This window comes from uncultured Marinobacter sp., from assembly GCF_947259545.1.
Taxonomy (GTDB): domain Bacteria; phylum Pseudomonadota; class Gammaproteobacteria; order Pseudomonadales; family Oleiphilaceae; genus Marinobacter.
This window is the reverse complement of sequence record NZ_CAMYMK010000003.1, coordinates 182,786-206,563: the sequence shown is the minus strand read 5'-3', so window position 1 is coordinate 206,563 and position 23,778 is coordinate 182,786. Positions and strand designations below refer to the sequence as shown.

Here is a 23,778-nt window from a genome sequence, read left to right as displayed (position 1 = left end):
TGAACCCATACTGGCCGCCGGCCCAGCCCTGGCTGACTCGCAGCCAGGCGCTGCTGTGTTCGTCGTTCTTGGAGTAGCGATCCCAGGGGAAGCGGACTTTTACGCGGCCGTGTTCGTCGCAATGGATCTCTTCGCCTTCCGGACCGGTGACGATGGCGATCTGCGGGCCGTCCATTCTGGGGCGGTGCTTGATTTGTGAGCGCCAGGTGCGGTCGGCGGGGATGGCGTTGAACTGGTTGCTGTAGCTGGTGGGTTCGGAACCGCCCTCTTCTTCCAGCGCCTGGGGCTGTTTGCCGGTGTGGGTGATGCCGGTCAGCAGCCATTCCCGGTTCAGGGCCTCGCTGTCGTGGTCGGTCAGAGCCACTTTGGCGCCGGCGGTGAAGTCGGCGCGGTTGCTCTTGCCGCTGGCGGTGCTGGCGTCGTGTCTCAGGGCGTCCAGTCGGGCTCCGGTGAAGGGTTCACCGCTGGCGTCGGCTTTGAAGCGGCCGGGGTAGTCGTAGTGCTGGTAGTCCTCGCGATGAGACAGGCCTGCTCCGGCCTGTTCGTGCATCAGGGCGTAGGCCGGATTCTTGAAGGTGTAATCCTTCAGGGCCACGGCACTGGCGCGGACCCGCTCCTGATGGGCGAAACGGAACACGCAGGGGGTTTTGGTGCTGCCGCCAGCTTTGCCGTTGTAGGTCACGGATTCCAGTTTGGGGGCGTCGCCGTGGTGATCGGCGATGATCAGGGCCGGTGGTTCTTCGCCATCGACGGAGCCGTGGTGGTAGCGGTAATGCCAGCCTTCCTCGGCGGCCAGTCGCTCTACAAAATCCAGATCGCTTTCCCGGTGCTGGACGCAGTATTCCCGTTCTTCCGGGCGGCGTTTCAGGTCGAACACGGTATCGACGATGCCCCGCTCTTCCAACAAGGTGCGTACGATGGCGTCGGTGGTCTGGGTCTGAAAGATGCGGCTGTTGTGCATTAGGCCCAGACGCCACAGCGGGGGCAGAATGATGAGTTCGTAGCGGGTGCGGCGGTGGCCGGAATCACCGCGGGCGAATTCGTTGACCACGCCGGTAAAACGCCGCAGGGGCACGCCGTCCTGCCAGATCACCAGATCCACGGCCTGCTCCAGTACATCGGTTGCTGCTACCGACGGGTCGGTGCTGGCCAGTTTGAGCTTGCCGTGAAACAGTTCGGAAAGGGCTTCGGTCAGCTCGAAGCCGACGACGGAAAAGTGATCAGAGGGAAATCCGCCAATGGTGGCGGTGAACTGCAGTCCGCTTGCCTGGGGCATGTCTTCGGTCCCTGAAGAATGTGGTGCAATTAGAAGCTCGGTAATACTTGCCGCCCCACACGATCCTGTGCAGGACGGCCCATAGTCTAATACAGACTGCGCGGTATCTGGTACCCCGCAAGGAGTTCCCGTGTGAACGGGTTGGTATTACTGGCCGCATGAAGCCGATAACGCATTTCGCCGTCATCCAGATTGAACTTCACGTCCACCGCGCTACCGCTGACGCCGGTGATATCCGCCCTGTCGAGTAGCCGGAACAACGCCCAGGGTCCATTTTCAGAGAGACTGCGGGGCGAGCGATTAACCTGGATCGGCACCAGGGTGACACGACTCTCCACGCTGTCACGCAAAGTGTTGGGCCAGACCAGCGGTATGCTCTGACTGGGTCCGTGGCTGAATTCCACCAGTTGGCCGTCCACGTTTACCACGCTGCGGCGCTTGTTGGAGGACAAGTTCAGAGGCTCCAGCGCGAACTCCACATCCAGGGAGCCGCTGCGGGTGAAGAACGCCCTGCGAATGGTTTGGGCCTTTTCCAGTGACGCCCGGACGTCGGCCCGAACCAAGCCAGCACGCTGTGATCCGGCCACGTGTTCCGGATGGTCTTCCAGGAACAGTTTCAGGTTATCGGCATAGAAGGTATCCAGCACACCCTCAGGGGCAAAGAACCGCTCGAAGTCCTGCAGGGCAGCGTCACGACCGGCTCCGGGGTTGAACGGATAATGTCGTGCCAGGGTCCGCTGGAACGGCTGGTAAACCTCCCGGTACCATTGCCGTTCCAGCTGCGCGACGGCCTGATCGAGAACCACGCGCCAGCTCTCGGCGGCGAGTTTATCCAGCATCCGGTTCAACGGCGCTGGCTGATTCGATGCCAGTCGCTGCAGCGTGAATATCGGATCGGCGCCTTGCAATTCCATCCGGGCACGGGCGGCCTGCAAGGCTGCCTTGCCACGATCCGGCGCTTCCTGAATGCCCCGCATGTATTCATGGAGGTCACCAATCACGCCCATCAGCTGCTCCATGCCGGAAGGGTTATCGCCCTGCTTTTGGTTCAGTTGGTTAAGCTCTGCAAACTGGCGGTCAATTTCCTGGATCATGGCGAAGTGGGAGGATTGTTCCAGAACCTTGCGGGCCGCAACCTGATTCGTGTCTTCCTCAGCACTCACCTCCGGCACCAGCCGGGTATGGTGTGTGACCTGTCCGAACAGCTGCTGCAGGGGCTGATGGCCACTGGTCAGACTCTCGAGCACCCGTACCCCGTGATTGAGATCACTGAAGCTCCGCACATCCAACCGGCTCAGGGCCTTGCGCCAGGCATCCGCGTAACGGTCGGCATACAGAGACTGCAGTTCCGCCGTTAGTTGTGCCTCGTCGGATTCGCTGAAATCCACATTGTCCCGACGCCCCAGCACCCAGGCGTCCACCAGGGCCAGTTCGGTCACGGAGTCGGATTTGCGCAGGAACCAACCGTTCAGCCCGTCGCGGGTCAGCAGCGAGGGAATCACCAGCGGATCCTCTTCCGGGCTTTCTTCCTGCAAGGGGTCACCACGCTCGTCGAGTTTCGTGAACACGGTGCTGAACGCAGGGCCAGATGCCCTCGCCAGATCCAGCGGTGACTCGAATTCCCGGGCGGCCTCCTTCTCAAGGTCTTCGTAAACCCGATCGGTGGTGGGGATGCGACCCAGCTCATGCTGTGCCCATTGCACGCTGCTGCGGAAAGGTGCCAGCGTCATGTCTGCCGTCACATCGCCCTGACGGACCTGCTCCGCCAGGTCGGTGTGGGCAAGGGCGTAATTCAGGTGGCGGCGCAGCCGTTGCTGCCTGTCTGCCTGCCCCGGGAATCGTTGCTGCCAGTAACTGGCCATATAGTCCGTGACGATATCGGTCCGACGACCACTGGCGTCGTACAGCATGCGCAGCACCCGGAGGTGATCCAGTCGCTCCGGGCTGTTATCCGGCGCCCGGCTCATTTCACCCATAACACCGAGCATCAAGGTCGGGAGGTATTGATAAGCCAGCATATCCAGGTAGGACGCTTCCACTTCCGGGCCTACCCGCTTGCCCTGATACAGCCCCATATCGTCGATCAGCGGCCAGCTCTGACGGTAATCCCCGAACGCGAGTGTCGCTTCACGCAACTCATCCAGCGGCTCCAACAGGTTACTGCCGGTAGTGTCCGGCTCATAGCCGACCGGCCGCCAGTTATTGATGAAACTGCGTACCCGCTGTTCAACGGCCGTGGCCGCTTCCGCGTTCTTGATGAAGTAATGTTGCCAGCCCGCGGTCATACCCAGACCTGCCGCAACCGCTACCACGGCGGCAACGGCCACCCGGCGTTGACGGCTGCGAACCACCTTGCGGTTATCACCGGCCAGCCCGGATTCCCGGTAGATCACATCCGGGAACAGGCCCTGGGTAAACAGGCTGGTCGACTGGCCGTTGCGTTGGGCGGGCTGGATCGGGCCTGAGAGCTGGTAATTGGCGGCTGCGGCGGACACAAACGCGTCCTCCGGCACACCTTCCTGAATCACCGAGGTAAAGTAGGTGCCACGCACCAGCGCCGGTGTTGAAAACGCATCCTCTGACAGCAGATCCGCCAGGAACTGCTCCAGAACCGGCTTCAGACCTGCCAGTTGCCGGGTAAAGGAATAGACCGATGTCCGTTCTTCGGCATCACGGGTGACCGCAAGCACATCCGGAAGGCGCGCGTTCAGTTGCTCCACCAGACCGGCAAAACGTTCCGAGAAGTCCGCCAGCCAGTCATCCCCTTCCAGAAGGGCTTCCAGGGGAAAGGTAAACCCAAGGGGCTGCTCCCGCTCCGACTTGGTGAGGGTCTTCATGAACGGACCGAAGCCGTAGAGCAAATCCATCTTGGTAAAGCTGACATACACCGGCAACCGTGAACCGAGCTGTTCCATCAACTCCCGCAGTCGGGTGCGCAGAAGAATGGCCTGCGCCTGCCGTTGCTGGTCACTGCCGGTACTCAGGCTGGCAAGATCAACGGTCAGCACCACGCCATTGAGTGGGCGCTGGGGACGGCTTCTCTCCAGCCACTGGATAAAGTGCTGCCATAAACGGCGCTGGATTTCATGGCTCGCCCCTTGCCCGTCATTCTGACGCAGCAATTCACCATCAGGATCAATCAAGACACCGTGATCACCAATCCACCACTCGAATCCAAACGGGTTGCGATCCGACTGCGCATGTCGGGTCACATTGGTCAGGGTATAGGTCTGGCCGGAACGTTGAATCAGACTGGTCTTGCCGGCATCCTCCAGCCCCATGACCAGATACCACGGCAGGCGATACAGCCCCTTCCGCCCCGGCAGGTTGCTTTTCAGCGCCTGTAACTGACGATCCAGCAGGCGTGTCTGCCGCCGCTCCAGTGGCAGGATGGGATCTTCCTGTTCCTGCTGCTCATCCGCCTTGGCGGCATTGATCTTGCCCAACCGCCGCGCCAGCACCGTGGCCCATACCATGGCCACCATCAGCACCACCCCAAGGGTAACCAGTGCGCGCATCTGCCAGGCAGCCAGTGGGTATTCACCGTCAATTTCCAGCCGGGGTCCGAGCCACCAGGTGGCCCCCAACAATACAATGACCCCCAGCGCCAAGGTAATCGGCGCAGCGCTGCGCAGGTACGGAAGAATCCTTCGACCGATGAGTAATGCTTGTCTCCACATGGCGTCCATTCCTGAATTTGAGATATCTGTGTGATGTCTGAAAGCGTCGCGTTAAACCAGTTTTTCCAGTTTCGAAACCAGCCCCGGTTCCCAGTCTTCCAGCGCCAGGCCCCGGGTCTGCTGGTGCAGATCCTGGATCTGCTGGCCGGCAAGGGTCTTCAGCCCGCTGTCCTTCAGCAGGCGGGCACTGGCCAGCCGCCAATAGAAGCGATCCCGCGGTTCCCGGGCGCTGGCCAGACCGTCTTCCATTAATTGCATTGCCTTGACCAGGCCCTTCTGGCCGGCCAGCTCCCGTGCCTGTTCGTAGGCCTGATCCCAGGGACTGGCACCGCCGGCAACGCCTTTCGCCGGAGTCGTCTGCATCCAGTCCGCCGCTTCCGTGCATAGAAACGGCGTACCGTCGTTAAACGTCATATCCGACAACTGCGGCAACCGCTCGACAAAATCCAGAACGGATTCCCGAATCGCCTCGGCACAGGGACCATGGCCAAGCGCCTCGGCCACGCCCGCACTGAGCCAGTGGCCGTCGAGCCAGAACGGGCTGACCGACAGGCTTTGCTCAATCCGCTTCCACAGTTCCATATCCGGAGCCTTGTCCAACACCTCACGGTACTCGGCAACCCGGTCGGCACTCACCGCCGCCAGGTCGGTTTTTACCCCGTCACGGGAGGGCGGTACTGAGGTAATCCCCAGCCAGATGGCATAACGACGAAGCTGATAGCCCAGTGGCGTATCCGGCTCGGACTCCACCAGCAAGTCCGCCACTTTCAGCAGGCTCTGGCGGGTGGCCCGTTCGTTGGCGGGGTCCAGGGTCAGCTCTCCCAGAGCGGCCGTGGGTGCCTTGCTGGTGGGCGGGGTCGCAGAACTGGCCGCAGACGTTACCGGCGACTGCTCCCTTATATCAGTCAACGCTGGTTCCGGGTCAGCCGGCAACTTCTCAATGGCGCGCTTCAGATCACGTAACCCGTCGTCCGCCAGTTCCCGATCCGCAGCCTGGGTCATCAGGTTGTCGATCATCTGTAGGCAATAACTGCGGCCGTCGCCCACCTCACGGTCAAATGTCAGTGAACCCACTTCCTTACCGGCACGCTGAAGTATCTGGGTGAACATCATTCTGCGCGCACGCTTGCCCTTGTCACCCGGGTAGGGCCAGGCCTGCTCCCACCAGGAGTCGAGTACCTGATGCAGCAGGAACAGGGAGAGTGCGTAACGCTCGCCATCGCCGCCCCGCTGCAGACTCAGTAGAAGAAACCCCAGTACTTTCAGATCCTTGCTGCGGTCCGACAGCAATCTCAGGGAATCACTTTCAACCTTGCTCCAGTCGATCTCGTTATGGGCCAGCGAGCCCACTTTCATGATCTCGTCTTCGAGAAATTCCAGGGTCTCATCCTCACCCAGTGCTTCGCCCATATCGGACTCGCCACCGAGTGTCTCCAGCACCTGTTCCACGTAGGGATGTTGTTCAACAACCTGCATTCGAATCTGCCTTTCGATCGTTTCCAGTTCCGTTACCAGCCACACTCGGACCGCAGCGGCGCAATGGCGTCACGGAAGCCTTCCAGGTCAAACATCAGGCCGTCGACCGCACCATGGGATGAGCTGATACGGGCATCCCCGCGTCCCATCAGTCCCTTGGCAACCCGAATAGCCGGCAAACCGCGACCACCACTGACCACAAAACCGTTATCCCGCACCCGCCACATATCCCGCCGGGCGCCAAACCCGATGCTCACCCGTTCGGTTTCCAGTGCCGTGGGCAACATCAGGGCCAGTTCCGTAATGTTGTTATGACACTGCAGCATCAATATCGGGCGCGGTGGTTGGCTGCCCAGCGCACCCAGTGTCACCAGTTGCCCGGCACTGTCCCCGGTATTCCGATACAGGGGCCCCTCGCCGGGCACCCGCCCCTGCTCCTGGGCAAAGGCCAGCCGCCATCGCTCTGGTCGGCTGGCCTCCGGGGCCGAGGCAGCCCTGCCCCGCTCAAAGGGGGTACCAAACACCGCGTCAAAACAGGCAAGTCGCTCCAGGCGTTGCGATTCCCGGGTACATTGCCGGGCGTCGTCCAGCTGACTGGCCGCGACAGGCGCACACAGGCTGCTGAAAACCGTCATCACCAGCCACCACTGAATACTGGAACGCGAGAGAAAACTCATAGCTCAGCCACCTGGTATTTGAGGCATTTGTGGGCCAGCGTGCGCTTCGGCAGACCCAGGCTTTCCGCAGCCTGGGCGCGGTTCCCGTCGTATTGTCTGAGCCGCTCACGAATCACCGCTGCCTCGAATGCCTGCGCTGCCACCTTGAGGTCACGGATATCATCGACGGCGGGAACACCGGGCATGGTGGCGGGCATCGCTTCCCTGAAGGTCGGGCTTTGCTGTTCGAAAAACAGGTCATCCAGTCGCAGCACTTCCGGCTGGATATCATCGCCGACCGGCGTTTGCAGGCAGGCGAACTCCACGATATTACGCAGTTCGCGAACGTTGCCCGGGAAGGCGTAACCGGACAACGCATGCAGTGCATGGCTGCTGATCCCCATAGGCCCGGCTCCCTCCCGCGCCTGGTAGAGGGAAATAAAATGCCGGCACAAGGGCTCCAGATCTTCCGGCCGGTCACGAAGCGGGGTAACCCGCAGCGGGAACTGGCCCAAACGGTAGAAAAGGTCGCGGCGAAAGCTTCCTTCCTCGATCCCCTTTTGCAGCGGCTGGTGGGTGGCGGCCACCAGGCGGAAATCGGAATGCTGTTCCTGCTGAGCCCCGAGGGGACGGAACTGACGGCTCTCCAACACCCGCAGCAGTTTGGACTGCAGCGCCATGGGCATATCGCCAATCTCGTCAAGAAACAGGGTGCCGCCGTCGGCCTGTGCCAACAGGCCCTCTTTGGCCTTGTCCGCTCCCGAAAATGCGCCTTTGGTGTGGCCGAACAGTTCGCTTTCCAGCAAGGTTTCCGGAATGGCCGCGCAGTTAACGACCACCAGAGGGCCGTCAGCCCGGTCGGAGAACTCGTGGATGCCCTTGGCAACCAGGTCCTTGCCGCAGCCGGTTTCGCCCTGCACCAGCACGGAGAGCTGACTACCGGCGGCGCGGATGATTTGTGACCGCAGGTTGACCATGTCGGCGGAGCCACCCACCAGGCTGCCTGCCAGCTGTTCGCAGCGGCGGCGTACGGTTTCGGCATCGTGGAGGTGGTCCAGTGAGCGTTTGAGGAGGCGGCGCTGCCAAACCTGGTCGCGGTTCTGGAGCTGGCTGACCCATTGATGGGTGAGCAGTTGTTTGATGCCCTGGTACAGGGGCATGCCGGTGATACCGTCCCATTCAGACTCATCGCGGCACAGCGCGAGGATGCCCAGGGTGCGGCCGTCTTCACCACTGATGGGTTCGAGCCAGAAGGAACGTGGGCGATTACTGGCTTCGAACAGTGCCTGGAAGCCACTGTGGTCCAGGCGGTAGCTGGCAGCCCGGCTCACTTCCCGGGGTTTGCCGCTTTGCAGTACGTGGGCAAAGGGGTGGCTAAAGTCGCCGCAGTCGAATTCGCCCAGTGGGTCGAGTTCGGCGCAATGGAGGGTGCGGCCGCTGAGGTCGAGTTCCAGTGCCCAGCAGCGGGTGAGGCCGAAGGCGTTTTCCAGCTGTCTGGTGGCGGTTTTCAGCAACGCCGGCAGGTTGTCCTGTCGGATCAGTGCCACCGCCAGGTCGATGCCGGTGTGCAGTTCCATCTGCATCCGTCCCATGTTTCTTTTCCCTATCGGGTTGCTATGGAGTTCGCCGACCGCGCAACCTGCGGGGTGGCTTTCCAAAACACGCTGTGAATACATCCCTGTACGCTCCGCTCCGCCATCCATGGCTCCGCAGGGTATTTGGAAAGCCGAACCACAGGGCCCGCTACTTCCCAGTTGCCTTAAGCAACAACCCCGGTGAATTTCTCGTTCTCTACGCCCAAAGTGACACTTTTAACCGGTTCTCTTGCTGCCAGCTTCTCCAGCAACGCCAGTGACACCGGTGGCAACAGCTCACCTTCAATGATCGACTCCAACATCCTGGCGCCGTTTTCGCTTCTCGTCGCGCGGCTGCGGATGGCTTCGATCAGGCCGTCTTCCAGCACCACTTCGGTGTGGTAACGGTCGCTGATCTGTTGTGCCAGGCGTTGGAGTTTGTCGCCAACGATGCGATTCAAGGTGTCTTCACCCAGCGGCAGGTAGGGCACCACTTCCATGCGGGCCAGCAGGGCCGGTTTGAAGAAGTTGGCCAGTTCCGGATAGAGGGCTTCTTCAATTTTTTCCGGTTCTTCAGCGTGGTTGACGATGGTCTGGTAGCCGAGGTTCGAGGTGAGGAAGAACACCACGTTTTTGCAGTCGATCAGGCGGCCTTCGCCGTCGGCCAGTTCGCCTTTGTCGAAGGCCTGGTAGAACAGGTTGAGGACTTCCGGGTGGGCTTTTTCGACTTCGTCGAGCAGCACCACGGAGTAGGGTTTCTGGCGTATGGCTTCGGTGAGGATGCCGCCTTCGCCGAAGCCGACGTACCCGGGAGGTGAGCCGATCAGGCGGGAGACGGTGTGTTTCTCCTGGTATTCGGACATGTTGATGGTGGTGAGAAACTGGCGACCGCCGTAGAGCAGTTCGGACAGTTGCACCACGGTTTCGGTTTTGCCCACACCGCTGGGGCCCGCCAGCAGGAATGCGCCCATGGGGCGGCCCGGGCGACGGAGGTCGGCGCGGGCGGTGAGCAGGTGTTGGTGCAGGCAGTCGATGGCGGTGTCCTGGCCTTTGATGTGTTCCTGCAGGTAGGCCGGCAGGTGGGTGATTTTTTCCAGTTCGTCGGTGGTCATGCGGTTGACCGGGATGCCGGTCCAGTCGGCAATGACTTCAGCCACCTGGCGGGCATCCACCCGGGCGTGGACCAGCGGTTCGTCGGCCTGCAGTTCGGCCAGTTCCTGTTCAATGGCGGCGGCTTCGCTCTTCGGGTCCGGGCGTTCTTCGTTGCCGGTTTCAGGCCGCTCATCCGTTATTTCTTCCTCGGTGTCGTCGCCGTTCAGCAGCTGTTCGCGGATGTCCACCAGGCGGGTGACCAGTTCCCGCTGGTCGTTCCAGCTTTGTTCCAGTTCCGCCGCTTCTTCGTTCAGTTTGGCGATGCGCGCATCCAGTTCGTTTTCCCGTTCGCTGTCCACGTTCTGGCCCAGGGTGTGTTCGCGGCTGAGCAGTTCCTGTTCCATGGCCAGCTGGTGCAATTCACTGCGGGCGTGGCTGAGCCGACGCGGCGGGGTGCTCAGGTTCAGGCTGACCCGGGCGCAGGCGGTGTCCAGCACGTCGATGGCTTTGTCCGGCAACTGGCGGCCGGCAAGGTAGCGGGCGGACATTTCGGCGGCGGCTTTGAGGGCGCTGTCGGCGATCAGTACCTGGTGGGCCTTTTCATAGACGGTGCGCAGGCCACGGAGGATATGAACCGCCTGGGCGGGGCTGGGTTCGTCCAGGGCCACCGGCTGGAAGCGACGGCTCAGGGCCGGGTCTTTCTCGAAGTATTTCTTGTACTCACGCCAGGTGGTCGCTGCGATGGTGCGCAGCTCGCCACGGGCCAGGGCCGGTTTCAGCAGATTGGCGGCGTCGGAGCCGCCTTCGCTGTTGCCGGCACCGATCAGGGTGTGGGCTTCGTCGATGAACAGGATGATCGGGGTAGCGGAGCCTTTCACCGCTTCAATCACTCCCTTGAGGCGCTTCTCGAACTCGCCCTTGACGGAAGCACCGGCCTGCAACGCCCCCATGTCCAGGGTCCAGAGCTCCACACCGGTCAGGCACTCGGGCACATCGCCGTTGACGATGCGCAGGGCTAGGCCTTCCACCACGGCGCTTTTGCCCACGCCAGCATCGCCCACCACGATGGGGTTGTTCTTGCGGCGACGGCAGAGGATGTCGATCATCTGGTCGATTTCACCATCGCGGCACACCACCGGGTCCAGCTTCTCACTCCGGGCCAGCGCGGTGAAGTCGGTGGCGTAGCGTTTGAGCGGGTCCATGTCGGCCTCGGCCAGCGGTGCCTTGCCATCGCCCTGGTCCAGTTCCGGCCGTTCGGCGGAGCCGGCGGTCATGGCATCGAACTGACGGCGCAGTTGTTCGCGGTTGATGTCCCGCAGCTGCTGGCTGACCCGCGGCATCAGGTAGCGGTCCGCGTTCAGCAGCAGGGCGAGGAAGATGGCGCCGGAACGCAGCTCCTTGTGGCCCAGCTCGGTGGAAGCCAGCAACCAGGCGTCCTGCAGCAAGTCCACCAGCAGCGGCGAGAATGAGGGATAGGGTTCTGCCGTCTGGGGTTCACCATTGAGGCTCTCGCCCACCAGGGGCTGAAATTCCTGGTGGTTGATGCCTGTGTGCTCCAGAACCTGGCGCACGTCAGAAAACGGCGTTTCCAGCAGCTTGAACAGCAGATGGGCCGGGGTGATTTCCGCACCCTGGCGGCTGATGCAAAGGGCCGCGGAGGATTCCAGTCCCTGGCGGCAAATATCGTTGAGGCGCCCGATCAGCGCCGGCAGTTCTACCCGAATCACAGTGATGTCCTTATTTCGGCAGTTGTTCCAGTACGCTGAGCACATCCCTGATGCGTTCGTTCAGCGCGATGTTGTAGAGGGAATAAATACCCGCCATGGCCAGTACGAACAGGCCGCCAATCCCCCAGATCGGCAAGCCACTGCGCAGGCGGTTACGGGTTGGAGTCACGTTGGTCAGGGCATCGGCCAGTAACGGCGCCTGATCGTCCTCACGCAGGCTTTTCAGCTGCTCGTGCAGACCACGGATGATGTCCTCGTATTCCTCGCGACCATTGGTCATGACCTTGTATCGACCCTCAAACCCCAGGCACAGGCACAGGTAGATAAACGCCAGCATGTCCCGGTAACGCGCCGGCTCCTGCTCCATGCGCGATAGAATGGCAAAGACCTTTTCACCACCCCAGGTCTCGTTGTGGAACCGGGACAGCAGGGAATGCTGGGACCACACACTGTGCGCGCCCCAGTCCGTGCCCAGCACCGCCTCATCGATAAAGGCGCAGAGCACGTAGCGATAAGCCACCACCGTCGGGCGCTCATAGCCCTGCTCCACCAGTTCACGGTCGATGGCCGCCACTTCGTCCACCACCTGCCGGTATAGCGTCTCCACTTCCCGGAAATCCGCCAGCCGTCGTACCCGGATGACCAGGCCCAGCAACGGTGTGGCGGCATCGATCAGCCGATTGTCCTCCAGGCCACGAAGCTGGAACTGTTCGTTGGCAAATCCCTGGCTGACGGCGCGACCGTTGTCGCCACTGCCCGCAAACATCAGGTCACTGAACGCACTGCCATCGGTTTCCATAGTGCCATTGGGTGAATCCATCACCGGTGCATCTGCCATGATTTAGCTCCTGATTGCCCAGAACTGCATTTCCATACCGGGGAAACTGCCCGCCACATGGAAGGCAAAGCCGCTGGCGTTGTCGAGCATCTGCCAGGCCTGGCTCTGGTCGTCCAGACGGAAATACACAAAACCGGCGTGGTAAGGCAGCTGACGCGGCGCCACCGGCAGGGCTGATAGTGGTATGCCCGGCAACTGCAGGCTGATCAGATCGCGGATCTTCTCCACCGAGGCCACCTTGCACTGCTGGGTGAACTGCTTGCGCAGATCGTCCAGGGGCATGTCCGCTTTCACCGCCAGAATGAACTCCGCACTGTCGAGCAACTGGGCATCCTGGAGCGGTGCCACGGTCAGGCCGTACTGCCGCTCCTGCAGCTGGATAGCCAGGGCCCGTGGCTCCAGCACGGTGCTCAGGGACTGCCTCAGTACCTGCATCAGCGGCGTGAACGACGCTTCCGGCAGGTCATGGTCGTAGGGGGTGTATTCCCGGGGCAGTCGGTTTTCATCGGTGAAGGTCACCAGCTCACCACAGAGCTCCAGTAAAGCCTCGTACAGACGCTCGGGGTGAAGCTGTCGAAGCCGGGCCAGATGCATGAAGCGCGGGTGGGCCCGGTTGAGCATCTGCAGCAGCATGAAATCCGCCACGTCAGCAACGCCACCCTGCCCCGGTGCGCCCACCCGTTCGGCGATATTCCTGGCCCGCTCCTTCATCAGCCCGGCCATTTCGCCGACAAAACGCTGCAGCCGCGGGGCCGCACGCACACTGAGCATGGTGGGCATGAAGTTGGGGTCCATCACCAGGCTGCCGTCCGGGCGTTTCTCCAGTATCCGGCCAATGGCCAGGGCCGCGTAGGCGCTGCGGTCCTCCCGCTCCAGCATCAGGCGCGGTGCCACCCTGCCCACATCAATGACATGGGCATCTCCGTCGATGGAGTGCAGGTCACGAACTTCCTCGGCCTGGGCACGAAACCGCCCGGACACGGCAGCATCCGGCCATTCCACTTCTGCCAGCGCGTCGCTGCTCAGGGGTAACGCCAGATAAACCACCTGATTGGCCACCGAAGCATCGGTGATTTCCAGTGGCTCGGGCATCACATCATCCTGTGGCAGGCTAAAGCGCGTTCCGTCCGGGAACAGCCCGCTGGCGTGCACCAGGCCGATGCGACCAAAGCTCAGGTATTCCGCATTCAGTTCCAGGTCGCCAAAGCCATACAGGTAATCCGAAATCGCCAGGGCCCGTTCGTTGATCTGGTGTTCCAGGTACCGTTGTTGTTGCTGGAAGTGCTGAGGCTTGATGAACAGCCCATCACTCCACACCACTCGATTCGTGACAGCCATCAGGATTCATCCGCTCTTCTGAGTTGAACTTCCCGCTCACGCAGGTTGACCAGCAGGTGATAGCGACCACCAAGGGGATCCACTTTCACCACCTTCTTCCACTGGGACAGGTTGGGATAGGCATAGAACGCGATAATGCCGATGAAACGGGTGTCCTCGCTGATCTCGAACGGTTCGACAAAGCGGAACTGTCCTGGCACCAGGGAGTAGTCATCATGGTCGATGTAGTTCTGGCCAAGAGAATCCTCCAGATCGCTCAGCAGCTGGTCGAAATCCCCGGCCATCAGCATCGAGCTGTCCCGCATTTCGATAATCTGAAAGGCGATGGGCGTGGGTGCCAGGGACTCGTTCGGATTGACGTCCGGCTCTGCCAGCATGGTGAGATCCACCCGACTGGGCAGGTCCTCCGGATACCCCACGGGAATATCCGGATCCCACAGCACCTTGGCGGTTTTCGAGACCGCGTTGTAGGGTGTGCTGCAACCCACCATCGCAAAGACAACGGCCAGTAAGATCCCTTTACTGTATTTCACGACAGATTCTCCCTCTGTAGTTGACGCAAGTGCTGGTCGTAAGCCTGCTCGAACACCTCCTGGAAGAGGCGCTCGAAGCCCTGTTGACGACTGGATTTCAATTCACGGTAATAGTGCTCGTACATGGTCCATGCCCAGCGCCCCTCGTCCTCATGCTGTTGCAACCCACGGCGATAGCCATGGAACCGGCGCAGCAGGGCTTCCGGAGAAAAGGCGTGGAGAATGGCATCCAACGCTTCGCGGATGGCCTCACTGGTCGCAACCTGGTGGTGGCGCAGGCTTTGCAGGCTCTCGCTGACCGCTGCGGGCGCGGACAGGTGCACGGGGCTGCGCTGACTGGCAAACAGGGTCTGGATTGTGTCCTGATAGCTCTGCCCCAGACGCAGTGGGTTGTCCTCAATGGGCTGCAGCCGCGTGCGCAGCGCCTGGTGGCGACTGTCTTCACCCTGATGCAACGCCAGCAGGCCCTCCACAGTGGCTTTCAGGGTCTGCCCGGCCTCTTCCAGGAACAGCCGCATCTCGTCGCTGTCACCAAAGTCCAGCTCGGACTCCATGCCCTTGAGCAGTGGCGCGCCACTGATGTGCTGGCGACTGTGGTCGGTGGATTCCCGCCTTGTTTTACGGGGTTGTTGTACTGACATCCTGTCCTGATCTCCTTGTCTGACCGGCAGCCCCACTGCAACGTCACGATGCTCCCGGTATTCATCGCTCACCTCGCCTTCGGCGGCAAACCACTCAGGCTTGCTGGCCATCAGGTCTATTTCCTGGTTATTGCTGACATCCTCCGACCATTCAGCGTCCGCTTCCCATTGATCCAGGGGATCCTTGCTGACCGCCTGCCCCGGTGCCGGGGCCAGGCCCTGCAGCGGTTCGTGACCCGTGGTTTCCGGCTCACTGCCCTCACCCCGGACCAAGCTGTTTTCTTCCACGTTCACCAGGGCGTGGTCTTCAGCACTCCCTTCCAGATTCGGGCTGGCAGCGTGTTGGCGACCGCGCACCAGGTCAGCACGGATCTGGTAACGACCAATGGATATGGTGTCACCGCTTTTCAGTCGCGCACGACGACCACGGCCAATAGGTTGACTGGCGCTGTTGATATAGGTGCGACCACTGCGATCAATGAGGCAGAACTCGCCGTCAATGAATCGCACCTCGGCATGTCCCGCCATGGCTCCGGTGCGATGGGACGACAATTTCCAGGTATCGTTTTCGGCCGTACCAATGGAGCCTCCCGCCATGGTGAATACATGCTCTGGCAGCAAGCCGCTGCCGACAGTGGTGGGATTGCTGATCTTCAGTGTCAGTGACTGACGCTCGTCCATGTCCGGTTTCCTTGTCATTGTCTCAGCGGCGAATCTGCAGCCGCACGGCGGGTAGCGTGCGTGCCTTGTCCGGCGTCAGGAACGAATTCCAGCCCAGTCGCACTTCCATCCCCGCTTGCAGTGGCTTCACATCTTTCGGCCGCATCTGCAGTTCCAGGTCGTAGGCCAGTTGCTCCCGGGTGGTGAACTCCACCAGCTTCACCAGCCGCTGGTGATCCTTGCCATTGGGCAGGAAGTCGGCAAAGCGCTGCCGATCCAGGTTGCGGATACGCAGAATGAATTTGCCACTGCGATCACGGATGCCGTTGCCCACCAGTGTGTCGTGTCCCAGGGCTGCGTTGGCCTGCCCCAGCTGGGTTTGCTGATCGCCGGGGATGGCGACACGGCGTAACACCCACTGCTCGATACTGACGTCATCCAGATCAAAACAGTGGGCAACAATGCCACTGACCACTTCCGGAGAACGACTTCGGCCCGCCATCAATCCGGCGTAGGCCAGCATCTTCGACCAGTTCACCGGTGTGGCGTCCCGCAACCGGCTGTCACCCAGGCCCACCAGGGCGAAAATATGATCGGAAAAGCCGTCTGAAGCCCCGGGTCGGAAGCGCACGTAATACCGGTACTTGCGCCAGGCCCGGTGGAACAGCGTCACCAGCCGATGATTGAAAAAGTCCAGGAAGTGACGACGAATCCCCAGCTCCTGCCCCGCCTCCCAGGCCAGATCCTCCAGGTAGTAACCGGGCAATGGCGACTGCGATCCGTGCAGCCCCAGGAAGCTCACCTCCATCTGATAGGGCGCATGCTCATGCTCCGGAGAGAACGCCTGCACCACATCACTGCCCGGGAACCCCAGGCCGGCCGATGCCGAGAAGCGGATACGCTCACGCCGGGGCTGATCGTCCTGGGACCGCTCCAGGTCATCCCCATGATGCCGGTGAATCAAATCCACCAGTTGAAAGAAACTGTAGCGCCGTGCATTGCCCAGAACCGGCTGCAGCTCGGCTACATCAGCGGCTGCTGACCTTGCTGTAACGTCCATGTGTACCGTTCCTGATTGTCTGTATTCACCACTTCCAGTTGGTGAAAGGCGTTGATGCTCGCGTATAGCGCAAAGAACTGGCTGAGAACCGTACCAAACAGGTAGAGGTCGCCTTCCGAGGCAAACGCTGTCTGGTCCAGCTTCAGTACCGACTGAATCCCCCGCACCGGCAAGCCCTGTACCATGCGGTCCACCGGTGACGTTTCTATGCCCGCAATGCCGGCCAGCCGCTTCTGGGACACCCGCTCGGCCTGACGATCCACCAGCGCACGGAAGTCGTACACCCGCAGCACCGTGCGCAGGGCATCCACATCCAGCATGGACAGGTAGTTCAGTGACAGGTTGGAAATCAGTGTCCACAGCAAACTGCCATCCAGCGTCGGCCGCAGGGTGGCGGTTGGCCGGGTAATGTTGCTGAAGGTGGCGAAGGCCGGTGTGCTCTCCGTTGCCATGCAGATTTCCCCCACCGCCAGTTGGCTCGGCAGCTGGCGGTTGGTGCAGGTCAGGGTCAGGGAAATCGCTTCCTGCCGGCTCATGCATTCGGACTCATCGCCCCGCACAAACGACATGTAATGATCGAAACCATCACCGCGGACGCTGTCCCGCGCCCGCACCCGGTAATACAGCGCGGTGCGGCCACGATCCCGCTCCACTTCGTGCTGAAAGCTCTCGAACGCGGTGTATATACGCGGCTCGCCACGCCCGGAGCGGCCTTCCAGCCAGCCCTCCACCTGCTCAATACTGAAGACTTCATAGTGGTCCGGCGACCGGCTCGAGGGTGAAACCCGGTATTCTGTCTGCCGCCCATTGAGATCCACCGGCTCAGCTTCGTGGCTGAACAGGTTCACTGCCGGCGTGCAGTACAGCTGGAAATTTTCTTCCCGCACTTTGGCGTCCGGCGGCAGGATCCGGCTGAAATGAAACCGCAGGCTGATCTCGTCCGCCTGCACCGCCGGTAACCGCTGCCGAAGACCGTGAATGTCCACAAAGCGGAAGGCCTCGGGGAAACTCAGGTATTCCTGCAGAATCCGGTAACCGGAGTAGGCATTCTTGGGATACGGCAATAACGCTTCGTCATTCCCGAACCCGACTGGCTGCAACATGGTCGCGGGCAGGCGGTATACCGACTCCCCCACAACCAGTTCAATCCGTTCCAGATAGTGGTTCAGCCACAGGTACAGGGTTTCCGCGATGTGGCTCTCGCCGCCCAGGTAGAACCGCAGGCTGTCCATACCCAGGGATGACAGTGGCTGGTCGGTATGCAACGCCAGATCCACGGTCACGGACGACACTTCCCGGGAATGCTCGGCATGGGCATTCGCTACGCTGACCGGAAACACGTCCACTGCCCGGCAGGTCCGGAACCGGCATTGGGTCTGACGTGTGACATCGCCCAGCGGTCGGCTTTTGATCTCTGTATGCCGTTCCACCCGCTGGCGTTCACTGATGGCATGCAACTGCGGATCAAACCGCATGATGGTGCAGCTGGGTACTGGCCGCAGGTAGTTCGGCCACAGCATGTTCAGCAGCGAATGGGTGATTTCCGGAAACTCGTCCTCGACTTTCTCGCGGAGTTTTCCGGTGAGAAAGGCAAAGCCTTCCAGCAGCCGTTCAACATCCGGATCGGTGCTCTGCTCGGACAGAAACCGTGTCAGCTGCGGATGGGCATCCGCGAATTCCCGGCCCTGGAGCCTGAGAAAACTTAACTCGTCCCTGTAGAATCGGTTCAACTTCATAACTACTGCACCAGTCTGGCTCCGAGCGGGGGTGTGGGCAGGCTTTCCAAAAGACGCTTCAAGCCCATCCATGGGACGCTTGGGCTCCGCCATCCATGGCTCCGCACACTTTTGGAAAGCCTGCCCACACCCCCGCTCTCATCCTTGCCTGCGAACTAGCTACATCACTCGATAGTAGCGCTTGTCGTCCAACACCAGGTCAATCGTGGTTCTGTCATCGCTTCCTGCAATGTTCAGATACACCGTCACCTGGAACTTCAACTGCAATGGGTCCGGGCCGGGTGGCAAAGCCACCACATCTACCCGCTTCACCCTGGGTTCGAACTTTTCAATGCACTGTCGAATCGCGCCGCGAATCTGAACATTCAGATCGTGGGTGCCGAGCGTGGCGTCGTTGAAATCCAGCAACCCCAGATCCGGCACGCTGGCGCTGTTGCCCGGGTGGGCATTCAGCAGGCGGACCAGGTGGCGCTTGATGGATTCAACAACGTGGGTGATTTCGCCCATGCTCTGGCCGGCCGGCGCAGCCGCCTGTTCCAGTCGTTCGAACAGGCTGCCGCTGCCGGCCTGCGATCCGTCGCTGGCCGGGTGATTGAACACGGATTAATCCTTGTCCAGTCGGCCAACCAGTGACAGTTCGAAGTTGGCGCCCATGTATTTGAAGTGGGGCCGAACCGCCAGGGACACCTGGTACCAGCCCGGATCGCCTTCGACGTCGGATACCGTCACCTGGGCCGCGCGTAGCGGGCGACGGCTGCGGACGTCCGCCGGCGGGTTTTCCTGGTCGGCGACGTACTGGCGAATCCAGGTGTTCAGTTCCCGCTCAAGGTCCTGGCGCTCCTTCCAGGAGCCGATCTGCTCGCGCTGCAGCACTTTGATGTAGTGCGCCAGGCGGTTGACGATCATCATGTAAGGCAGTTGCGTGCCCAACTTGTAGTTGGTTTCCGCTTCCTTGCCTTCCTTGGTGTTGGGGAACTGTTTGGGCTTCTGTACCGAGTTGGCGGAGAAGAATGCCGCGTTGTCGCTGCCCTTGCGCATGGTCAGGGCGATGAAGCCTTCGTCGGCCATTTCGTATTCGCGACGGTCGGTGATCAGTACTTCGGTCGGAATCTTGGCTTCCAGCTGGCCGAAGGATTCGAACAGGTGTACCGGCAGGTCTTCCACCGCACCGCCACTTTGCGGGCCAATGATGTTGGGGCACCAGCGGTACTTGGCGAAGCTTTCGGTCAGTCGCGTGGCCAGCAGGTAGGCGGTGTTGCCCCACAGGTAGTGTTCGTGGTCGCCGGACACGTCTTCCTTGTAGTTGAAGCTGCGCACCGGGTTTTCGGTGGGGTCGTAGGGTACCCGCAACAGGAAGCGCGGCGAGGTCAGCCCCAGGTAGCGGGCGTCTTCGGACTCACGCAGTGAGCGCCACTTGGCGTACTTCGGCCCTTCGAAAACCGCCTTCAGTTCCTTGATGGCCGGCAGTTCCTGGTAGCTGTCGACGCCGAAGAACGACGGCGCAACGGAGGACAGGAATGGCGCATGGGCCATGGCGCCAACGGAGGACACATACTGCAGCAGTTTCATGTCCGGCGTGGACGGGGTGAACGCGTAGTTACCGACCACGGCACCGACCGGCTCACCGCCAAACTGACCGTATTCGGTGGAGTAAATGTGTTTGTAAAAACCGGCTTGAGTGACATCCGGGGCAAATTCGAAATCTTCCAGCAGCTCGGCTTTGGTGGCGTGAAGAATGTCCACCTTGATGTTCTCGCGGAAATCGGTGCGATCAACCATCAGTTTCAGGCCGCGCCAGGACGATTCCAGTTCCTGCAGTTTCGGCGCGTGGAGGATTTCATCCATCTGGGCGCTGATCTTGCGGTCCAGCTCAACCACCATCTGGTCCACCAGCGCCTTGTTGACCGGCTGGCCTTTCTCATCGCTTTTCAGCAGGTTGGCAATGAATGTTGCGACCCCTTTGCGGGCCACATCGTAGCCCTCGTCGGCCGGTGCCATACGGCTGTTGGCCATGACCTGGTCCAGCAAGGACCCTTCTGCTACGGATTCGGAGGCAGCCGATTGCTGCACAGCAGTATCAGACATACTACATCCCTTCAGTACGTTTTGATTAAAGTCGGAAATCGATTGAGAGCCTTCGGATTACTCGGCTTTATCCGTGGCCAGATCCAGTTCGGCCAACAGCTTGCCCCGGGCGTCTTCGTTGTCCAGCAGCTCCTGCAGCTTGGAACGGAATGACGGTACATTCCCCAGCGGTCCTTTCAGGGCAACCAGGGCTTCACGCAGCTCGATCAGCTTGTTCAGCTCAGGCACCTGACGGGCAATGCCATCCGGGGAGAAATCGTCCAGGGTCTGGAATTCCAGGTTCACCGGCAGTTCGTCGGCTTCTTCATCCAGCTGGTTGGACACCGTAGTGGAAAGGGTAAGACCGGCTTCCTTCATGACAGAACGGAAGTTGTTCTTGTCGACGGAAATGGCCTTGCGGTCCTCGATGGGGGTTTCTTCGGGCTGTCCCTTGAAATCGCCAACCACAAACATCTTCAGCGGCAGTTCGGTTTCAGCCTGCTGGTCGCCAGTGGCGGGGACATATTTGATATTGATGCGCTCTTTAGGCGCGACGGAACCGTCTTTTGAAGACATGCGCTTGCTCCCTGTGCAAATCATTTGCAGTTGTTCAATCCCTTGTGCATACCCTCCTGGTACGCAACGGCAAAAACTCTACACAGGATGATATCCATTCTCAAGCAAAAACTGGCCAGCGTGCGGCAAAAATGTGCGTCCGGGCAAAGTTTTGCCAAACAAAGCCCGGATCAACACCATAACGCAGACAAGCGATGTCGCCTTTAGCGACGCTTTGGTGTCCAGGCCCAGATCATCTCAATTTCGATGGGCTCTTTGTCTTCACCATCACGGATAGTGACCGGTACCGAGGTTTCTCCCTTGTCTTCCACTCGCATGCGCTCCCGCTGCTCCGGGGTCAGGCGGGCTTCCACGGTCATGTCACCCTTGGCGCGACGGGTGTACTCCGCATGAGCAGTCTTGATCACGGGAACCTTGTCGTCCGGTACGTTCAGGCCCACCAGGAAACCGGTGGCAGACTCCGCCAGCAACAGGGAGGCCACGGCGTGAACACCACCAATGTGATTCTGCACCCGGCGCTTGTTGGCGATACTGATCACACAACGCTCCGCGTCCAGATGCTCAATGCGAATGCCGGCGGTACCAGTAAAAGGCACCACCTTGCCGAAAAACAGGGTCAGCGCCCGCGACCGGGCAAAGGTAGGTAAGCTGTTGATCTTGCCGACTATACCGGCCAGTTTGTTGGTGGTGGCCATGGACTTTACTCCGGTTATCTGAAATTTTGAGGCAGGACAATAACCCATTCGTCGGAGGAAAGGAACGATCGGTCAATGACGCCCGAAACCTCTCTGGCTATACTCGGCAAAAACATAACTAAAGCACCAACCCCTCAATAAAAAAGGAAAGAGACATGAGTGACCTGAAAACCCAGTTCGACGAGGCCGTGAATTACATCCAGTCCGCGGAAGGCGATTTCAAACCGTCCAACGAGATGAAACTGGAGTTCTACGCACTTTACAAGCAGGCAACCGAAGGGGATGTCAGCGGCAAGCGTCCGGGCATGATGGATTTCGTGGGCCGCGCCAAGTACGACGCCTGGGCGGAACTGAAAGGGACCTCCAGCGATGAAGCCATGCAGAAGTACATCGACAAACTCAACTCCCTGAAATAAGCCCGCCAACGCCTTGCCGGTCTGGGGTACTCGCCATTCCAAAAGCGACCCACCCCTGGTTCCGGCAAGCTGCTATAAAAATTTTGCGACATTCAAACGATTGTCATAAGATGCGCGCAACATAAAAACAACAACGCATCCGGAAGAGTAATCATGGACATTACCGAGGCGCTGGAACAATCCCAGCCGGGCCTTGTTGGCCGCGTTAACAAAGCAATTCAGAAACGTCAGTTGAACCAGCGGGCAGAGCAGACTTATCTGCACTGGATTTCGAGGTTTGTGCTTTTTCACGAGCTGAAAGATCCGCAAAACCTGGAATCCGATGACCGCCAGCTGTTTCTCACCTACCTGAAAGACAGAATCCAGTTGTCACGGGCGCGCCTGAATCAGGCGAGTCAGGCTTTGACGTTTTTCTACGAGGAAGTACTCGGCAAAACCGAGGCGGAGCAGATTGTTGCCGCCTAGCGCTCGATCATATTGATGTTCTGCGCCTCATAGGTGCGGTTCTCGGGCGGTCGAATCAGGTAGTTGTTGCTGTGATTCTGGCCGGGAACCTCCTTGGGGTTACTGAAGCGGAATTCCACCGGAATTTCGCTTCGTCCCAGGTCGGTACGAGGATCCCGTGGCTGCAGCGCCAGCGGATCAAGGTAGAAATCCTCTTCGGTGCGGGGTTGAACCGGCACGCCGGCCGCAGGCGCTGCCAGCCCACCTTCAATGACGGTATTCGCCAGCGTTTCCTCTTCCATGGAGCGCAGGGGAATGTTGTCCACCGTTGAACGCTCGCGATAGTCAAACACGTCACCACCCTCACCTTCTGCTGTTGTCTGCGCCAACAGCAACACAGGCATAAGAGTCAGCCCCAGCACGAAAGCCGTCTTGATCTTACAGAAAGAACCCATACCAAACCCGATCCGTGAGTCAATTTTTGATCAGTCTATCGTCAAAGGCGACGAAAAACTCAACGAGTCGTCAGGTTTGTGACAGTTTTCACTGGTTTGCTTCGGGTTCCTCGTAACGGATATCTGTGATCACGACCGTCTGCCAGCCTTCCGGCGTCCGCACACTGACCTCGTCATCCAGACGTTTGCCAATCAGCGCCCGGGCCATCGGCGAATCAATGCTCAGGTAACCGCGACCGAGATCAAACTCGTCCGGTCCCACAAGCCGGTAGCGCTGCTCATCGCCATCCTCATGCTCAATGGTCACCCAGGCGCCGAAGAACACCTTGCCACGATCATCGGGCAAGCGATCCACCACCGTCAGTTCGTCCAGTCGCTTGGTCAAAAAGCGGACCCGCCGGTCGATTTCACGCAACTGTTTCTTGCCGTAAATATACTCGGCGTTTTCAGAACGGTCGCCCAGGGCCGCCGCCTCACGTACCGCCTGGGTCACTTCCGGGCGCTTTTCCTTCCACAGGTAACGCAGCTCTTCCCGCAAGGCCCGCTCCCCGTCAGGGGTAATGTACCGGGCTCGCCCCCGTGCAGCGCCAGATTGCTGTTTCATATCAAGGACCTGTCATCAGTTGCAGAAGTGGTGTGGGCGGGCATAAAAAAACCCCGTAAAAACGGGGTAAGGCTAGCGCTGTGCTGGAGGGAGAAGCAAGCAGTAATAACTGCCGGCCTCCAAATCTACAGTGTTCATTATGCACAGGGAGGGGTTACAACGGCGTGGCCGGGGAATTACGTTTTGGTCAGGGAATCAGCAACCGGCGCGCAGATTAGGTTGCGCACTCTAGAGATT

Annotated in this window: 20 protein-coding genes; 2 read left to right on the top strand and 18 right to left on the bottom strand. The window is 60.3% G+C overall.

All coding sequences use genetic code 11. From position 1 onward, the window contains the following. The 16 genes from tssI to Q0Y21_RS06680 form a co-directional block, all read right to left on the bottom strand. The coding region (tssI, locus tag Q0Y21_RS06755; RefSeq protein ID WP_297792924.1) for a type VI secretion system tip protein TssI/VgrG at positions 1 to 1,276 on the bottom strand (1,276 nt) is incomplete at its 3' end. Positions 1,277 to 1,362: 86 nt separating this feature from the next. Beyond that, positions 1,363 to 4,965: a type VI secretion system membrane subunit TssM gene (gene tssM, locus Q0Y21_RS06750; protein WP_297792922.1), complete on the bottom strand. Its 3,603-nt coding sequence runs from the start codon at positions 4,963 to 4,965 to the stop codon at positions 1,363 to 1,365. A 42-nt stretch (positions 4,966 to 5,007) separates the two neighbouring features. Continuing rightward, entirely contained in the window at positions 5,008 to 6,432 is a 1,425-nt protein-coding gene (gene tssA, locus Q0Y21_RS06745) for a type VI secretion system protein TssA (RefSeq protein WP_297792920.1), read from the bottom strand. Between the two features lie 32 nt (positions 6,433 to 6,464). Further along, positions 6,465 to 7,109 (bottom strand): type VI secretion system-associated protein VasI, encoded by a 645-nt coding sequence (gene vasI, locus Q0Y21_RS06740; RefSeq protein WP_297792917.1) that lies wholly within the window; start codon positions 7,107 to 7,109, stop codon positions 6,465 to 6,467. Further along, positions 7,106 to 8,671 (bottom strand): sigma 54-interacting transcriptional regulator, encoded by a 1,566-nt coding sequence (locus Q0Y21_RS06735; RefSeq protein ID WP_297792943.1) that lies wholly within the window; start codon positions 8,669 to 8,671, stop codon positions 7,106 to 7,108. The genes vasI and Q0Y21_RS06735 overlap by 4 nt, the downstream gene beginning before the upstream one ends. Before the next feature lie 176 nt (positions 8,672 to 8,847). Further along, the gene (gene tssH / locus Q0Y21_RS06730; protein WP_297792914.1) at positions 8,848 to 11,481 is read right to left on the bottom strand and encodes a type VI secretion system ATPase TssH; all 2,634 of its coding nucleotides are present in this window, start codon (positions 11,479 to 11,481) and stop codon (positions 8,848 to 8,850) included. A gap of 10 nt (positions 11,482 to 11,491) precedes the next feature. Continuing rightward, a complete protein-coding gene (gene icmH / locus Q0Y21_RS06725; protein ID WP_297792911.1) occupies positions 11,492 to 12,319 on the bottom strand; it encodes a type IVB secretion system protein IcmH/DotU in 828 nt (275 codons plus the stop codon). 3 nt (positions 12,320 to 12,322) lie between these two features. Next, a complete protein-coding gene (gene tssK, locus Q0Y21_RS06720; RefSeq protein WP_297792908.1) occupies positions 12,323 to 13,657 on the bottom strand; it encodes a type VI secretion system baseplate subunit TssK in 1,335 nt (444 codons plus the stop codon). Beyond that, positions 13,657 to 14,190 (bottom strand): type VI secretion system lipoprotein TssJ, encoded by a 534-nt coding sequence (gene tssJ, locus Q0Y21_RS06715; protein ID WP_297792905.1) that lies wholly within the window; start codon positions 14,188 to 14,190, stop codon positions 13,657 to 13,659. The genes tssK and tssJ overlap by 1 nt, the downstream gene beginning before the upstream one ends. Then, on the bottom strand, positions 14,187 to 15,512 hold the full coding sequence (gene tagH, locus Q0Y21_RS06710; RefSeq protein ID WP_297792902.1) for a type VI secretion system-associated FHA domain protein TagH: 1,326 nt from the start codon (positions 15,510 to 15,512) through the stop codon (positions 14,187 to 14,189). Before tagH ends, tssJ begins: the two co-directional genes overlap by 4 nt. Positions 15,513 to 15,534: 22 nt before the next feature. Beyond that, positions 15,535 to 16,551, bottom strand: coding sequence for a type VI secretion system baseplate subunit TssG (gene tssG, locus Q0Y21_RS06705; protein WP_297792900.1), 1,017 nt, complete (start codon positions 16,549 to 16,551; stop codon positions 15,535 to 15,537). Continuing rightward, positions 16,515 to 18,287, bottom strand: coding sequence for a type VI secretion system baseplate subunit TssF (gene tssF / locus Q0Y21_RS06700; RefSeq protein ID WP_297792898.1), 1,773 nt, complete (start codon positions 18,285 to 18,287; stop codon positions 16,515 to 16,517). The genes tssG and tssF overlap by 37 nt, the downstream gene beginning before the upstream one ends. 159 nt (positions 18,288 to 18,446) lie before the next feature. Continuing rightward, the gene (gene tssE, locus Q0Y21_RS06695; protein WP_297792896.1) at positions 18,447 to 18,887 is read right to left on the bottom strand and encodes a type VI secretion system baseplate subunit TssE; all 441 of its coding nucleotides are present in this window, start codon (positions 18,885 to 18,887) and stop codon (positions 18,447 to 18,449) included. A 3-nt stretch (positions 18,888 to 18,890) separates the two neighbouring features. After that, positions 18,891 to 20,372: a type VI secretion system contractile sheath large subunit gene (gene tssC / locus Q0Y21_RS06690; RefSeq protein WP_297792894.1), complete on the bottom strand. Its 1,482-nt coding sequence runs from the start codon at positions 20,370 to 20,372 to the stop codon at positions 18,891 to 18,893. Positions 20,373 to 20,429: 57 nt separating this feature from the next. Next, positions 20,430 to 20,927, bottom strand: a complete 498-nt coding sequence (tssB, locus tag Q0Y21_RS06685) for a type VI secretion system contractile sheath small subunit (protein WP_297792892.1) — start codon at positions 20,925 to 20,927, stop codon at positions 20,430 to 20,432. A gap of 203 nt (positions 20,928 to 21,130) precedes the next feature. Further along, entirely contained in the window at positions 21,131 to 21,622 is a 492-nt protein-coding gene (locus tag Q0Y21_RS06680) for a DUF4442 domain-containing protein (RefSeq protein ID WP_297792889.1), read from the bottom strand. Positions 21,623 to 21,777: 155 nt separating this feature from the next. Here Q0Y21_RS06680 and Q0Y21_RS06675 point away from each other — a divergent pair, with 155 nt between their 5' ends. Continuing rightward, entirely contained in the window at positions 21,778 to 22,038 is a 261-nt protein-coding gene (locus Q0Y21_RS06675) for an acyl-CoA-binding protein (RefSeq protein ID WP_297792887.1), read from the top strand. Positions 22,039 to 22,191: 153 nt separating this feature from the next. Next, positions 22,192 to 22,503 (top strand): site-specific integrase, encoded by a 312-nt coding sequence (locus Q0Y21_RS06670; RefSeq protein ID WP_297792884.1) that lies wholly within the window; start codon positions 22,192 to 22,194, stop codon positions 22,501 to 22,503. Here Q0Y21_RS06670 and Q0Y21_RS06665 read toward each other — a convergent pair. Then, positions 22,500 to 22,886, bottom strand: coding sequence for a hypothetical protein (locus tag Q0Y21_RS06665; protein ID WP_297792940.1), 387 nt, complete (start codon positions 22,884 to 22,886; stop codon positions 22,500 to 22,502). The genes Q0Y21_RS06670 and Q0Y21_RS06665 overlap by 4 nt on opposite strands. A gap of 139 nt (positions 22,887 to 23,025) precedes the next feature. Further along, positions 23,026 to 23,541, bottom strand: a complete 516-nt coding sequence (gene greB, locus Q0Y21_RS06660) for a transcription elongation factor GreB (protein ID WP_297792881.1) — start codon at positions 23,539 to 23,541, stop codon at positions 23,026 to 23,028. Between the last annotated feature and the right edge of the window lie 237 nt (positions 23,542 to 23,778).

Coding starts and splice junctions, on each gene's coding strand:
- tssF (WP_297792898.1), bottom strand. CDS start 18,287: ATGAAGTTGAACCGATTCTACAGGGACGAGTTAAGTTTTCTCAGGCTC.
- Q0Y21_RS06670 (WP_297792884.1), top strand. CDS start 22,192: ATGGACATTACCGAGGCGCTGGAACAATCCCAGCCGGGCCTTGTTGGC.
- Q0Y21_RS06735 (WP_297792943.1), bottom strand. CDS start 8,671: ATGCAGATGGAACTGCACACCGGCATCGACCTGGCGGTGGCACTGATC.
- tssB (WP_297792892.1), bottom strand. CDS start 20,927: ATGTCTTCAAAAGACGGTTCCGTCGCGCCTAAAGAGCGCATCAATATC.
- vasI (WP_297792917.1), bottom strand. CDS start 7,109: ATGAGTTTTCTCTCGCGTTCCAGTATTCAGTGGTGGCTGGTGATGACG.
- greB (WP_297792881.1), bottom strand. CDS start 23,541: ATGAAACAGCAATCTGGCGCTGCACGGGGGCGAGCCCGGTACATTACC.
- Q0Y21_RS06665 (WP_297792940.1), bottom strand. CDS start 22,886: ATGCCTGTGTTGCTGTTGGCGCAGACAACAGCAGAAGGTGAGGGTGGT.
- tssA (WP_297792920.1), bottom strand. CDS start 6,432: ATGCAGGTTGTTGAACAACATCCCTACGTGGAACAGGTGCTGGAGACA.
- tssC (WP_297792894.1), bottom strand. CDS start 20,372: ATGTCTGATACTGCTGTGCAGCAATCGGCTGCCTCCGAATCCGTAGCA.
- icmH (WP_297792911.1), bottom strand. CDS start 12,319: ATGGCAGATGCACCGGTGATGGATTCACCCAATGGCACTATGGAAACC.
- tssM (WP_297792922.1), bottom strand. CDS start 4,965: ATGGACGCCATGTGGAGACAAGCATTACTCATCGGTCGAAGGATTCTT.
- Q0Y21_RS06680 (WP_297792889.1), bottom strand. CDS start 21,622: ATGGCCACCACCAACAAACTGGCCGGTATAGTCGGCAAGATCAACAGC.
- tssG (WP_297792900.1), bottom strand. CDS start 16,551: ATGGACGTTACAGCAAGGTCAGCAGCCGCTGATGTAGCCGAGCTGCAG.
- tagH (WP_297792902.1), bottom strand. CDS start 15,512: ATGGACGAGCGTCAGTCACTGACACTGAAGATCAGCAATCCCACCACT.
- tssK (WP_297792908.1), bottom strand. CDS start 13,657: ATGGCTGTCACGAATCGAGTGGTGTGGAGTGATGGGCTGTTCATCAAG.
- Q0Y21_RS06675 (WP_297792887.1), top strand. CDS start 21,778: ATGAGTGACCTGAAAACCCAGTTCGACGAGGCCGTGAATTACATCCAG.